The sequence below is a fragment of the Brevibacterium sediminis genome (assembly GCF_013623905.1).
GTDB classification, from domain to species: domain Bacteria; phylum Actinomycetota; class Actinomycetes; order Actinomycetales; family Brevibacteriaceae; genus Brevibacterium; species Brevibacterium sediminis.
The window spans coordinates 100,700-113,054 of sequence record NZ_JABKDD010000011.1; the positions used below are offsets into that span (position 1 = coordinate 100,700).

The window sequence follows — 12,355 nt, forward strand, 5'->3', positions numbered from 1 at the left end:
CACTCTCATGCCAGCAATCGTTGTCGTCGGCGCTCAGTGGGGCGACGAAGGTAAAGGTAAGACCACCGACATCCTCGGCACCAGCGTCGACTACGTGGTCAAGCCCAATGGTGGGAACAACGCCGGCCACACGGTTGTCGTCGGAGGAGAGAAGTACGAACTCAAGCTTCTGCCGGCGGGCATCCTCTCGCCGAATGTCACCCCGGTCATCGGCAACGGCGTCGTCGTCAACCTCGAAGCGCTCTTCGAGGAGATCGATGCCCTCGAGTCCCGTGGCGCGGACACGTCAAAGCTGCGGATCTCGGCGAATGCCCACCTCGTGGCTCCGTACCACCAGACGCTGGACAAGGTGACCGAGCGGTTCCTCGGCAAGCGGGCCATCGGCACCACCGGCCGCGGCATCGGACCGGCCTATATGGACAAGATCGGTCGCCTGGGCATCCGCGTCCAAGACGTCTTCGACGAGTCCATCCTGCGTCAGAAGATCGAAGGGTCGCTGCGGCAGAAGAACGAACTGCTCGTCAAGGTCTACAACCGTCGGGCGGTGTCGGTCGAAGAGATCGTCGAATACTTCGAACCCTTCATCGAACGCCTGCGCCCCTACGTCGCCGAGACCGAGCTCATGCTCAACGAGGCGCTCGACCGCGGTGAGGTCGTCGTCATGGAGGGTGGTCAGGCGACCATGCTCGACGTCGACCACGGCACGTACCCGTTCGTCACCTCGTCGAACCCGACCGCCGGCGGATCCTGCGTGGGCACCGGCATCGGCCCGACCCGGATCAACCGCGTCGTCGGCATCGTCAAGGCATACACCACGCGTGTGGGCGCCGGACCGTTCCCGACCGAGCTCTTCGACGAGATGGGCGAATACCTGCAGAAGGTCGGTGGAGAGTTCGGCGTGAATACCGGTCGTCCACGCCGCTGCGGCTGGTACGACGCGGTCATCGCCCGCTACGCCGCCCGCACCAACGGCTTCACCGACTATGTGCTGACCAAGCTCGACGTGCTCACCGGCATCGAGCGGATCCCCGTGTGCGTGGCCTACGAAGTCGATGGCGAGCGTCATGACGAGATGCCGGTGTCGCAGACCGAGTTCCACCATGCGAAGCCGATCTTCGAGTACTTCGACGGCTGGACCGAGGACATCACGAAGGCTCGGACCTTCGACGACCTGCCGGAGAACGCGCAGAAGTACGTGCTCGCACTCGAGGAGCTCTCGGGCTGCCGGATGTCGGTCATCGGCGTCGGCCCCGATCGCGAACAGTCGATCGTGCGTCACGACCTCCTGGACTGAGAACGCGACAGAACTGAATAGTTGAGGGCGGGACTGACAGATCATGTCGGCCCCGCCCTTCGCTGTCTGCACAATGATGCGGGACGCTAGCCCCGCAGTTTGCTGATGGACTCGATGGCGCCGTCGTAGGCGGCGGCGATGTCGACGAGGTCGATCCGGTCCGGCAAGTCCCCGGAGGGCTGATGGCTGAGGAGGAATTCCACGGTCGCGCGGACAGTGGCCTCGTCGTTGTCCAAGACCCCGTCGGAGACGTCTTCGGCATCGTCGAACATCAGAACGATCTCGTCGGTTCCCGTCGCCGTGTGCATTCGGGCCAGGAATTCGCCCGTGTCCTGCATCTCGACGTCGATCTTCTCTTCAGCCATTCCTACCTCCCACTGCTCGGTGCGCGCGGTCGGGCGCATCCGACGGCGCGGCCAGTTCGGACGCGTCGATTCCTACATTTCAGCATAGACCTGACTTACGACCCCTTGGGCAGACGGGCAGAAGTGGGGCCAATAACGGAGCACGCCACCGATTCTCGCCAGGCACGTGTCGAGTTTGAGGGCCGAAGACGACGAGAATGCCCTCAGTTGGGCGATCATGGTGGCTCTGCCAAGAAATGTGTCATGTGTCCCTGTGGACCATCGATTTGAGATGGTACTCGAATTGTAAACTGCTCGACAGTCCGAGAAGCCTTGGAGTGGTCTACCCATCAGTAATGTAAGCCGGCGCACAATTGGTGTGTAAAAATGCAGTCTTGGAAAGCGAGATATTCTTTTGTTTCTCTTGTGGGAAGAATGTGGTGATGTGAGGCTGACAGGTACCTTCTATGAAAGAGGTCCAATTGGCGCTCAAAGATGCCTTTAGGAGTCCAGCAACGTCGCTGGATGACCAGATGGAAAGTTACGCAACGGAAAGGGTTCCCCGATCGCAAAGGTGGCCTGCCTTTGCAATCCTGCTGATATTGACCGGAAACGTCACTGCAATGTTCTGGTTTACTCTCGGTGGGCAAATCGGGTTCCTGGTTGGCTGGCCCCTGATGCTCATTCCGATCGGATACCTGGTGATCGTATCGACTGTCCTCGGATCGCTGATCATGAGAATTGCGTCCAGGGAAGGCCTGAGTCTTGTGCTTCTGACTCGAGGTCTCGGGTTCGGAGCGAAAGGTTCTGCCGTAGCCTCGTTTATCTACGGGATCAATTACATTTTCTACTTCATTTTTGAGGGAAGCATCGTATCGCATGCTTTGAGTCAATACTTCGGTGTAGGGCAAAACTCGATTACTGCTAGCGCAATATTTGCTTTAGTCGGAGCTGCTGCATTGTTCTTCGCCTGGCGAGGAATGCATTCCATGAACATTCTTCAGAGATTTGGGATGCCGATCTTTCTGATGCTGTTTGCTGTCGGCATTTTCATGCTCTCCCAGGGGCACGCACTGGTCGGCCCCGGCCAGTGGGAGTCCCTGACTCCCAGTGACCCGACCGTTATGTGGCAGGCCTTCTCGCTTGTGAACGGGCAAATCGTCTTCCAAGCCCTACTTGCGACCGACTATGGAAGGTTTTCGCGACCGCAGATCGGCTACAAAGGCACCGCCGGGATCATGTTCGGAGAAATGATGATGATCGCGGTAGTGCTGGTGCTTGGTTCCTTCCTTGCGTTCACCATCTACCCGAGCATCACAGAAGGTGACCCGGTGCTTTACTCGACGGACCCAGGTTTCGTATTCGCCCTCATTATGGGTCTACTTGGCGTGATTTTCGCTATCATCACTCAGATCAGAATTAACGTCATGAACCTCTACTCTGGCTCCCTGGCGTTCTCGAACACCTGGGACGCTTTTGCGAGGAAGCCGATTCGGCGGAATTGGTGGATGGTCGGTCTGCTAGCGCTTGGCATCGTCCTCTACCCGGTCAACGTCCTTCAGTACACCGACACCTTCTTGGCTGTTACCGGGATCATGACTAATACGTGGATCTTCATACTCCTGGCGGACTACTTCATCTGCCGAAAGGGTCTCAAGCTGGCACCTGCGGAAAAGATTGAGTACGACGAGCGTGTCATCCGCGATTGGAATCCTTGCGGGATGATTGCAATGGCGATTGCTGTAGCTCTTGGAGCCTGTGGACTCGCTGGTCTCTACCCGATCTATTACGCGTCATTCATTGCAATGATTTCAGGACCCATAATCCACGTTCTCTTGACCGCTCTGACTAGGGGCAGGTTCTATTCCCCAAAGACCTCACGCAGAAGTGACCAGGTTCTAGAAGGAGAAACCAATGCCAACTGACCAGCTACATTTCGAGTCTATCGAAGGAATCTCGAGCCGAATTGCTCGGCGCGAAATCTCTTCGCGAGAAGTTGTTGAACACATGTTCACCCGCATCAGCGAAGTAGACCCAATCCTCGGCGCCTACTCATCGATCAATTCCGATTCTGCCCGAGTTGAAGCTGATCAGTTGGATCGCGACTACGCGGACGGCAGATGGAGAGGGCCGTTGCATGGAGTGCCCGTAGCGGTCAAAGATATCTACGGAGACGCGGGACGCCCATTCGAGATCGGGATGCCGAGTCGGCAAGGTCTCACCGCGCCGGTCACTGCAACCGTGGTGGACCGTCTTAGGGAAGCGGGCGCGGTCATCCTCGGTCGTGTTCACACCACTGAGGGTGTGTATGGCGAACATACGCTGCCTTTCGAACCTCCACGCAATCCCTGGGGGCTTGACCGGTGGGTTGGGGTCTCCTCGAGCGGTAGCGGATCCTCAACTGCAGGAGGACTGGCCATTGCTACTTTGGGGTCAGACACTGGCGGGTCGATCCGCATGCCATCTTCGGCAAATGGCGTGACGGGCCTGAAGCCCACCTGGGGCCGCTGCAGCCGCTATGGCGTCTTTGAACTTGCGGCCACCCTCGACCACGTTGGACCGATGGCACGATCGGCACGTGATGCGGGACTAATGCTGGAAGCTATCGCCGGATTCGACCCAAAGGATCCGACTTCGTTATCAGCACCCGTGGACGACTTCGGTCTCCATGCCAGCCGTGATCTGAGTGGATTGAGGATCGGCGTCGACTATTCATGGGCGCTCACCGACGTGTCTCCCAGTGTTCATCGCAGCCTGCTGTCTGCCATCGACACTTTCGAAGCATTAGGTGCATTGATCGTTCCAATCAGCTTTCCAGATCCCGAGGAGATCAACGAAGACTGGTTTACCGTCTGCGGAGTCCAGACTGCTCGTGCGCATGGCGGATGGTTTGACTCCCATCTCGACCAGTACGGGGACGCACTCGCCGAGGTGATCCAGATTGGGCGGAACGTCACAGCAGTTGAATATCAAGAGGTGCTTAGGAGGCGCGACGATTTCAAAGGCAATGTCGCGCATGTGCTTTCCACTGTCGACGCCATGCTGATCCCAGGGCTGCCCTTTGAGGCGCCTCCGGCCGCAGAGATGATGAAGATGGGGGCCGACCAGCTGGCTGAGGTGCATCGCTACACCGTTCCGTTCACAATGAGTCAGATGCCGACTATTACGTTCCCGACCGGCTTTACTGAGGCCGAAGGACTTCCTGTGGCTGGACAATTAGTCGGCGGTGCTTTGAGCGAAAAGAAGCTGGTGAGAATCGCCGATGCGTTCCAGCAGGTGACCGATTTTCACCGGAAGCACCCTGAAGTCGGAAAAGGCCTCTAAGTAGCAATGCCGATTGAGCACTGCGGAGGAGGCCACGCGACTTTGCTGGTCTCCTCCGCCTGGTCATATGTAGTTGTATCTATTTTGCCTGCACCTGCGGGTCTACACTGGCGCCATGTCCGCGTCGCGCACTGACGAGCTGATCCGCCGGCCTCACCCGAGACTGCGATCATTCGTGGGCGATTACGCCGGCTATGACATCTCCGGCGTCCCCGCGGGGACGCATCTCGGGTTGCCCTCGGGTACGCTGACCTTCATCGTCTCGATCGACGAACCACTGTGCCAGGTCGATGCGGTCACCGGCAGACGCGAACATTTCGATGTGCTGCTAGCCGGCCTCCACCTGCGCTCGACGCTCATCGCGCACCCTGGCGCGATGACAGGAATCCAGATCAACTTCAATCCGTCGGCCCCGCGCGCGTTCTTCGGAATCCCCGCCGCCGAGTTCGCCCATCACAGCGTCGATGTCGCTCGGATCTCCCGGCCGCTGGCCGCGGAACTGCAAGAGCGGGTCAACCTCGAGACCGAATGGTCCGCCCGCTTCGCCGCCATCGACGACGTGCTCATGCGCACGGTCGATGATGCGAATCGCCCCCGCGCCGAGGTGGCCGCCGCCTGGCATCGGATCGCTGACAGCCATGGCGGTCTGCCCGTCTCCCTCATCGCCGACGACGTCGGATGGAGCCGACGCTATCTAGGCAGTCAGTTCCGATCCGAATACGGGATCGGGCCGAAGGATGCCGCACGAATCGTCCGCTTCGATCGAGCTCGGCGACTCATCCCCGCCGGTCGGGGCAGTTTGGCGGAGATCGCTGTGAGCTGCGGTTATGCCGATCAGGCGCACCTCAACCGGGATTTCCGGGATTTCGTCGGTCTCAGCCCGAGGCGGTGGTTGGCCGCCGATGACGTGGCCCGGTCACGGACGGTGGGAACAGATTCGGCGGGGGTCGCCTCGGCGAGGGGATGAACCGTTCCCATTTGTCCAAGACGTGGAGGGAGGTGCTCCGCGACGATGGAGTTCCATCTTCGACGAACTCAGGAGTGACCATGTCCGAGAACCATGCCAACGTCTGGCCCACCTTCCGCTACCGCGACGCCAAAGCCGCGATCGCCTTCCTTCAGGAGGCGCTCGGCTTCGAAATCGTCGCCGAGTACACGAACGCAGACGATCCGAACCGCGTCGATCACGCCGAATTGGCCTGGCCAGAGGGCGGGGGAGTGATGCTCGGGTCCGTCCGCGATGACGGCGGGGTCATGACGAAAACCGGAGTCGCCTCGGGGTCGGTGTATCTGGCCTCCGGCAACGTCCGCGAACTCCACGCGCGTGCGCTCGCCGCCGGTGCCACCGAGGTGATGGGACTGACCGAACAGGACTACGGGTCGCTCGACTTCGCCATCCAAGACCCCGAGGGCGTGCTGTGGTCGGTCGGGAGCTACCGAGGGGCGTCCGCGTAGGATGTGCTGTCCGGTCGTAGTCAGCTCCCGAGGACGGCGTCAGCGGCCATATTGAGCGTTTCGGACTCCAGCTGAGCCAGCGAGTCCTCAGACGGCAGAGCACGTTCGAGGGCGAGGCCATCGAGGACGGTGTTGAGGAAACGAGCCGACCGAGGGATGCTGCCGGTATCGGTCAGGGCTCCCTCGTCGGCGAGGACCTGGAGCCAGGCTTCGACCCGGCGCTGTCCGTCGCGCTGGATGGCCAAGTACGTCTCACGGACATCGTCGGTCTGTTCGGCGGAGATGAAGCTTTCGGTGACAGTGGTCATCGCTGCCCGTGATTCGGCGCCGATCCCCGTCATGGACAGAACCTGACGGAGGCATTCGACCAAGCGATCACGGGGCGGAACCGCAGTGTCGCGGATGTCTGTGCTCGGCAGATACCAGTCGTAGACACGTCGCATGACTTCATCCCGAAGCAGCTGCTGGGTGGGGAAGTGGTGCCGCAGCGAACCGGTGCTCACGCCCACTCGGGCAGCGACCGCCCGCACGCTCAACCTGGCCGTCACTCCCTCTTCGGCGATGATGTCCGCCGCGGCGGCAAGGATGCGCTCTCGGGTGTCCTTGCGTTCGGTACCACTCATGCTTCGGTCATCTCCACTTCTTGTGCTTCCGTGATCCTCTGTCACTGACCAATACACCGTGTTAGTCTACTCGTGTCCATTCCAACACGCTGTGTTGGACCTATGTCGAGTGCCGAGGGGGCACCCAGATGTTTCGACAATGGAGGCGTCGGCGAGCAATCGAGCGGATCGGGCACGGTGACGGGAGGATTCTGCCGGCGTTCCGATGGTGGCAGCTGCTCGGGCGGTCGCTGTTCCACCTCGAGCGGGTCGACGCCGAGGGCCGCCGCGTCAGCTACGCGATCGACGTGCGCCAATGGAGAACCGATGAGAACGGCTACCTCAAGGTCTTTCTCTATCGCAATGACCGGCAATATGCGGTCTCGCGTGTGCCCGCCGTCTTCCCTGTCGAAGGCGGCAATATCGAAGTCGCCGCGAGCAATTTCGGGTTGAAACGATGTCATTTCGTCTCCGCCGACGGGACCGAGGAACAGCTGCGGCCCAACGACCGATCCGCAGAGGGCCGCCGGGCACGGCTCGATGAGCATCGACCCCGCCTCAGTCGCGCCATGGGCGTCATTTCAGCTCTGGTGCTGCTGGTCGGGGTTGCGCTGCTGCTGCAGGAGATCGCCGTGCCGGTGCTGCGAATTCCGCCGATCGCAGAGCGGATCGGTCCTGTCGAGCCTCTGTTCACGATGCCTCTGTGGGTCACAATCGGCATCGGCGTCGTGACAGCGCTGGCGAGTACCGAGCGGGCGCTGCGAATGCGCTATCGCTGGTGGCTCGATGCGGCAGGGAACTGACTGTCGTGTAGGAGTAGTCCTTCAGGGCCGCGCGGTTGTGGAAAATAGGGTTTCACCAGGTGATATAAGGGTTCAATTATCTGTTGCGCGAGCCTAACGTGGGCCTCGGAGCGGTGATCGCCGCCCCAACTCATTCGAAAGGAACTCGCACCATGAAGGCGATCGTATTCGAAGACTTCAAGACCTTTCCCACGCTCAAAGACGTCGAGAAGCCCACACCAGGACCAGGTGAAGTTCTGCTCAAGGTTGCCGGAGCAGGAGCCTGCCACTCAGACGTTGCCGTGTACAACGAATTCGAAGAGGGCGGCCCCGGCGCAGTGCCGCCGCCATTCATCCTCGGACACGAGAATTCGGGCTGGGTCGAAGACCTCGGCCCCGGAGTATCTGGATTCAACAAGGGTGACGCCTACCTCGTCTACGGCCCGATCGGCTGCGGCCGCTGCCGAGCATGTTCGCGTGGACAGGACACCTACTGTGAGAACGCCGCGACCAATCCCTACCTCGGCGTCGGGTTGGGGCGTGACGGCGGCATGGCCGAGTACGTCACGGTTCCCGCGCGCAATCTCGTCCCGCTCGGCGACGCCGACCCTGTCGCCGCAGCACCGCTCTCCGACGCGGGGCTGACTCCCTATCACGCAATCAAGCACTCGCTGCCGAATCTTGCGGGAGGCGGACGCTACGCCCTGGTCATCGGTCTCGGCGGATTGGGCCAAATCGGCGTGCAGATCCTGAAGGCCCTCACCGGCGCGACGGTCATCGCCACAGATATGAAGCCTGAGGCGATGGAGAAGGCCCAAGCAGCCGGGGCCATCACCGTGGGTGGAGGAGATGACCAGGTCGAACGAATCCGTGAGATAACCGGCGGCAAGGGCGTCGATGCCGCGTTTGACTTCGTCGGTGCCGCCTCGACAGTCAAGGTCGCCGCGCAGTCAATGGCCCGCATGGGCCGCTGTACAATCGTCGGCATTGCCGGGGGTGCGTATGAATGGTCGTTCTTCACCAACCCCTACGAGGCAACGCTGACGAACACCTACTGGGGAACGATTGAGGACCTCCACGAGGTCGTCGACATGTACCGGGCAGGTCAGATCAAGCCGGAAATCGAACGCTACAGCCTCGACGACGGTCTGGAAGCCTATCGCAAGCTGCAGGCAGGTGAGCTCTCCGGTCGAGCGGTCGTCGTCCCCCACGGCAACTGACCCTCACTCCACTCGAGCGTCGACGCCTTCGGCCCACCGATAGGGCCGGGTGGCGAGGAGGGCTCCGACCGATCGGCGCAGACGCGAGACCTCTGCGCGGACGGTGACCACATGGTCGCCGTCCCCGTAGAGGCGCTGGCTGAGTTCGGTGGCACTGATGCCGGCCACTCCCGCCGAGGTGACCGCCGCCAGAATCTGCGCCCGCCGTGGCGTGAGCGGAACGACCAGAGGCTCGGTGCCGGAATGGATATCCAGAACGGGCGGATCTTGCTTCGTCCGCAGAGTCACAGAAGCTCGACGATCGCCGGTGGGTCGCAGCAGCCATCCACCGGTGATCTTCTCCGGCAGGCACAGACCGGCACCGGGGATGAGGATCGAGCGGTCGGCGGCCGGCGCCTCGATGCGGTCGCGGCTGCGCACTCCCTGCTGGTACGCCACCCATCCTGCATCATCGACGACGAGGGCCGGACCGGACGTGCCGGCGAGCATCGCCGACATCCGATCGCGGAGAGTGTTCAACGCTTCCTGCTGAGCGATCATCAGCCGGGCCTCGGCCAGACGCACCGCCGTCGTCACCAACGACTGCACCGCAGGATGAAGAGTCATCGCCGGGCCGCTGATGTCGACGACTCCCAAGAGGGTCCCGTCATGCGGGTCGTGGACGGGCACGGCACTGCAGTACCAAGGGTGCTGAGACGCCTCAAAATGTTCGGCGGAGAAGAGCTGGACGGGTGCCTCCTCGGTCAGAGCCGTGCCGATGGCGTTCGTGCCGACCTTGGCTTCGGACCAATGCGCTCCCTCGACGAATCCGAGCTCATCGGCTTGCCGTCTGGCGGAAGCCGCACCATCTCGCCACAGAATCACTCCATCGGCATCCGTGACGACGAGGATGAACGGCGCGGCGTCGGGAGCCCGCAACAGCACTGAGCGCATCTCATCGACGACCAGTCGCAGCCGGGACTTCCGGCGTCGAGTCTCCAGCTCGGCCTCATCGGCGACGATCCGTGCATTCGCACCATCCGGGTCCAGCCCCAAGCGCAGCATCCGATCCCACGAGCGCCTGACCAGCGCGCGCGGTTGCACCGGCGGCGAAGCCCCGGTGATCACAGCATCGTGAATGCGTGTCAGATCTCTGGCGAGATGCGCCAGATCCGGCTGAAGCATGCCTTGAGTATAAGCCGGGAACGCACCCCTGACCATGGGGTCGAAGCGTTGGTGAGAATCCCGGCACAGCGAGGGTCATGCAATCCGATGCAACTCTTCCGAGCCGTAAGAGCCCGGCCTAGTTTGGAGTCACTGAACTCAATGAGGAGGAGTGACATGACAACGACGCTCGACCGTCCCCAGCTGACCGCCGATGACATCGCGATGAGGTGGCTGCAGGACTTCGAATCGGCGCTCAGTCGCCGGGACATCCCGGCCGCAGCCGGACTGTTCGCCACCGACAGCTATTGGAGGGACCTCGTGTCCTTCACCTGGAATCTCAAAACGGTGGAGAACCCCGACGGAGTCACCGACCTGCTTACCCACAATCTCGACCGGGTCTCACCGGAGGAATTCGAACTCAGCGAACCGGCGGCAACCGCCGACGGAGTGACGGAAGCATGGTTCACCTTCACCACCTCGGTGGGGCGCGGCAAGGGACTCGTCCGCCTCATCGATGAAGACGGCATCAAGGCCTGGACCGTGCTCACCTCGCTGCAGGAGATCACCGGACACGAAGAGCCGCGGGGCACCCGCCGGGTCAAGGGCGCCGAACACGGCGTCGATCCCGAACGGAAGAGCTGGTCGGAGAAGCTCGCCGAGGAGGACGCCGCCTGGGGCGCGACCGCCGACCCTTACATCCTCGTCGTCGGTGGGGGGCAGGGCGGGATCGCCCTCGGCGCTCGCCTCCGCCAACTCGGGGTGCCGTCCCTCGTCATCGACCGGTGGGAGCGGCCGGGTGACCAGTGGCGGTCGCGGTACAAGTCGCTGTGCCTGCATGACCCAGTCTGGTACGACCACCTTCCGTACCTGAAGTTCCCCGACAATTGGCCGGTGTTCGCGCCGAAGGACAAGATCGCGGACTGGTTGGAGTTCTACACGAAGGTGATGGAGATTCCGTACTGGTCATCGACCACAGCCGCCTCGGCGAAATATGACGAAGCGGAAGGCCGGTGGACGGTCGAGGTCGACCGGAACGGGGAGAAGGTCACTCTGCGGCCGACCCATCTGGTGATGGCCACGGGCATGTCGGGCAAGCCGAGCATCCCCACGTTCCCGGGTTCGGACATCTTCAAGGGCGAGCAGCAGCACTCCTCTCAGCACCCGGGCCCCGACGCTTATGCGGGCAAGAAAGTCGTCGTCATCGGCAGCAACAACTCCGCCTTCGATATCTGCGGTGCTCTGTACGAGAACGGCGCCGATGTCACGATGGTGCAGCGATCGAGCACGCACATCGTCAAGAGCGATTCGCTCGTGGAGATCGCGATGGGCGACCTGTACTCCGAACGCGCGCTGGAGAACGGCGTGACGACGGAGAAGGCAGATCTCATCTTCGCGTCACTGCCGTACCGGATCATGCACGAGTTCCAGATCCCGCTCTACGACCAGATCAAGGAAGCGGACAAGGACTTCTACCAGCGGATGGAGGCCGCCGGGTTCGACCTCGACTTCGGCGACGACGAGTCCGGCTTGTTCCTCAAGTATCTGCGCCGGGGTTCGGGCTACTACATCGACGTCGGATCCGCCGAGCTCGTCGCCGACGGCAAAGTGAAGCTGGCCAAAGGCCAGGTCGACCACCTCACCGAGGATGCCGTCGTCCTCTCCGACGGGACTGAGCTGCCGGCCGACCTCGTCGTCTACGCCACCGGCTACGGTTCGATGAACGGCTGGGTCGCGGACCTCGTCGACCAGGAGACCGCAGACAAGGTCGGCAAATGCTGGGGACTGGGGTCGGAGACGACGAAGGACCCGGGCCCGTGGGAAGGCGAGCAGCGCAATATGTGGAAGCCCACCCAGCAGGAGAACCTGTGGTTCATGGGCGGCAATCTGCACCAGGCCAGGCACTACTCGCTGTACCTGGCGCTGCAGCTCAAGGCCCGGCACGAAGGCATCGAGACTCCGGTGTATGGGCTGCAGGAGGTTCATCACCTGAGCTGAGCTCGGGGTGAACCCGGCTCTTTGAGGTCGGGTGGACGCTCATAGGTGGGCGAAATGGTCACGTTCTGTTGCGGCCGTCTCAGGGTTCTAGTGCAACATTGGGCTGGTCTCAGGCTACCTGCTCATGCAACAGATCAGCCAGGACCTCGGCCGGGGTCGCGAACCCGAGGACCTTCCGCGGCCTGCGGTTGAG

The 12,355-nt window shown here is 61.8% G+C and carries 11 protein-coding genes; 8 read left to right on the plus strand and 3 right to left on the minus strand.

Annotated elements, in window-relative coordinates; translation table 11 throughout:
* The first annotated feature begins 7 nt into the window (after nt 1-7).
* Complete coding sequence (locus HK108_RS14175; RefSeq protein ID WP_181271983.1) at nt 8-1,294, plus strand: adenylosuccinate synthase; 1,287 nt, start codon at nt 8-10, stop codon at nt 1,292-1,294.
* An 86-nt stretch (nt 1,295-1,380) separates the two neighbouring features.
* On the opposite strand, the gene HK108_RS14180 is transcribed toward HK108_RS14175, so the two are convergent.
* The gene (locus HK108_RS14180) at nt 1,381-1,659 is read right to left on the minus strand and encodes a hypothetical protein (RefSeq protein WP_181271984.1); all 279 of its coding nucleotides are present in this window, start codon (nt 1,657-1,659) and stop codon (nt 1,381-1,383) included.
* A gap of 446 nt (nt 1,660-2,105) precedes the next feature.
* Here HK108_RS14180 and HK108_RS14185 point away from each other — a divergent pair, with 446 nt between their 5' ends.
* From HK108_RS14185 to HK108_RS14200, 4 genes are all read left to right on the plus strand, one after another.
* Nucleotides 2,106-3,563 (plus strand): purine-cytosine permease family protein, encoded by a 1,458-nt coding sequence (locus HK108_RS14185; RefSeq protein WP_181271985.1) that lies wholly within the window; start codon nt 2,106-2,108, stop codon nt 3,561-3,563.
* Entirely contained in the window at nt 3,553-4,962 is a 1,410-nt protein-coding gene (locus HK108_RS14190; RefSeq protein WP_181271986.1) for an amidase, read from the plus strand. The genes HK108_RS14185 and HK108_RS14190 overlap by 11 nt, the downstream gene beginning before the upstream one ends.
* 115 nt (nt 4,963-5,077) lie before the next feature.
* Entirely contained in the window at nt 5,078-5,929 is an 852-nt protein-coding gene (locus HK108_RS14195; RefSeq protein WP_181271987.1) for a helix-turn-helix domain-containing protein, read from the plus strand.
* 80 nt (nt 5,930-6,009) lie between these two features.
* The gene (locus HK108_RS14200) at nt 6,010-6,417 is read left to right on the plus strand and encodes a VOC family protein (RefSeq protein ID WP_181271988.1); all 408 of its coding nucleotides are present in this window, start codon (nt 6,010-6,012) and stop codon (nt 6,415-6,417) included.
* A gap of 20 nt (nt 6,418-6,437) precedes the next feature.
* Here the strand turns inward: HK108_RS14200 and HK108_RS14205 are convergent, their stop codons facing one another.
* The gene (locus HK108_RS14205) at nt 6,438-7,040 is read right to left on the minus strand and encodes a TetR/AcrR family transcriptional regulator (protein WP_181271989.1); all 603 of its coding nucleotides are present in this window, start codon (nt 7,038-7,040) and stop codon (nt 6,438-6,440) included.
* Between the two features lie 128 nt (nt 7,041-7,168).
* Here HK108_RS14205 and HK108_RS14210 point away from each other — a divergent pair, with 128 nt between their 5' ends.
* Both HK108_RS14210 and HK108_RS14215 read left to right on the plus strand, forming a co-directional pair.
* Nucleotides 7,169-7,822: a hypothetical protein gene (locus tag HK108_RS14210; RefSeq protein WP_181271990.1), complete on the plus strand. Its 654-nt coding sequence runs from the start codon at nt 7,169-7,171 to the stop codon at nt 7,820-7,822.
* A gap of 152 nt (nt 7,823-7,974) precedes the next feature.
* Nucleotides 7,975-9,021 (plus strand): NAD(P)-dependent alcohol dehydrogenase, encoded by a 1,047-nt coding sequence (locus HK108_RS14215; protein ID WP_181271991.1) that lies wholly within the window; start codon nt 7,975-7,977, stop codon nt 9,019-9,021.
* A gap of 3 nt (nt 9,022-9,024) precedes the next feature.
* Here HK108_RS14215 and HK108_RS14220 read toward each other — a convergent pair whose 3' ends face one another.
* On the minus strand, nt 9,025-10,185 hold the full coding sequence (locus HK108_RS14220; RefSeq protein WP_229664161.1) for a GAF domain-containing protein: 1,161 nt from the start codon (nt 10,183-10,185) through the stop codon (nt 9,025-9,027).
* A 156-nt stretch (nt 10,186-10,341) separates the two neighbouring features.
* Here HK108_RS14220 and HK108_RS14225 point away from each other — a divergent pair, with 156 nt between their 5' ends.
* Nucleotides 10,342-12,162 carry an NAD(P)/FAD-dependent oxidoreductase gene (locus HK108_RS14225; RefSeq protein WP_181271993.1) on the plus strand — a complete coding sequence of 607 codons (1,821 nt, stop codon included), beginning with the start codon at nt 10,342-10,344 and terminating at the stop codon, nt 12,160-12,162.
* Nucleotides 12,163-12,355: the final 193 nt, after the last annotated feature.

Excerpts from the sequence above, each read along its gene's own strand:
- HK108_RS14175 (WP_181271983.1), top strand. The coding sequence starts at position 8 with ATGCCAGCAATCGTTGTCGTCGGCGCTCAGTGGGGCGACGAAGGTAAA.
- HK108_RS14180 (WP_181271984.1), bottom strand. The coding sequence starts at position 1,659 with ATGGCTGAAGAGAAGATCGACGTCGAGATGCAGGACACGGGCGAATTC.
- HK108_RS14185 (WP_181271985.1), top strand. The coding sequence starts at position 2,106 with ATGAAAGAGGTCCAATTGGCGCTCAAAGATGCCTTTAGGAGTCCAGCA.
- HK108_RS14190 (WP_181271986.1), top strand. The coding sequence starts at position 3,553 with ATGCCAACTGACCAGCTACATTTCGAGTCTATCGAAGGAATCTCGAGC.
- HK108_RS14195 (WP_181271987.1), top strand. The coding sequence starts at position 5,078 with ATGTCCGCGTCGCGCACTGACGAGCTGATCCGCCGGCCTCACCCGAGA.
- HK108_RS14200 (WP_181271988.1), top strand. The coding sequence starts at position 6,010 with ATGTCCGAGAACCATGCCAACGTCTGGCCCACCTTCCGCTACCGCGAC.
- HK108_RS14205 (WP_181271989.1), bottom strand. The coding sequence starts at position 7,040 with ATGAGTGGTACCGAACGCAAGGACACCCGAGAGCGCATCCTTGCCGCC.
- HK108_RS14210 (WP_181271990.1), top strand. The coding sequence starts at position 7,169 with ATGTTTCGACAATGGAGGCGTCGGCGAGCAATCGAGCGGATCGGGCAC.
- HK108_RS14215 (WP_181271991.1), top strand. The coding sequence starts at position 7,975 with ATGAAGGCGATCGTATTCGAAGACTTCAAGACCTTTCCCACGCTCAAA.
- HK108_RS14220 (WP_229664161.1), bottom strand. The coding sequence starts at position 10,185 with ATGCTTCAGCCGGATCTGGCGCATCTCGCCAGAGATCTGACACGCATT.
- HK108_RS14225 (WP_181271993.1), top strand. The coding sequence starts at position 10,342 with ATGACAACGACGCTCGACCGTCCCCAGCTGACCGCCGATGACATCGCG.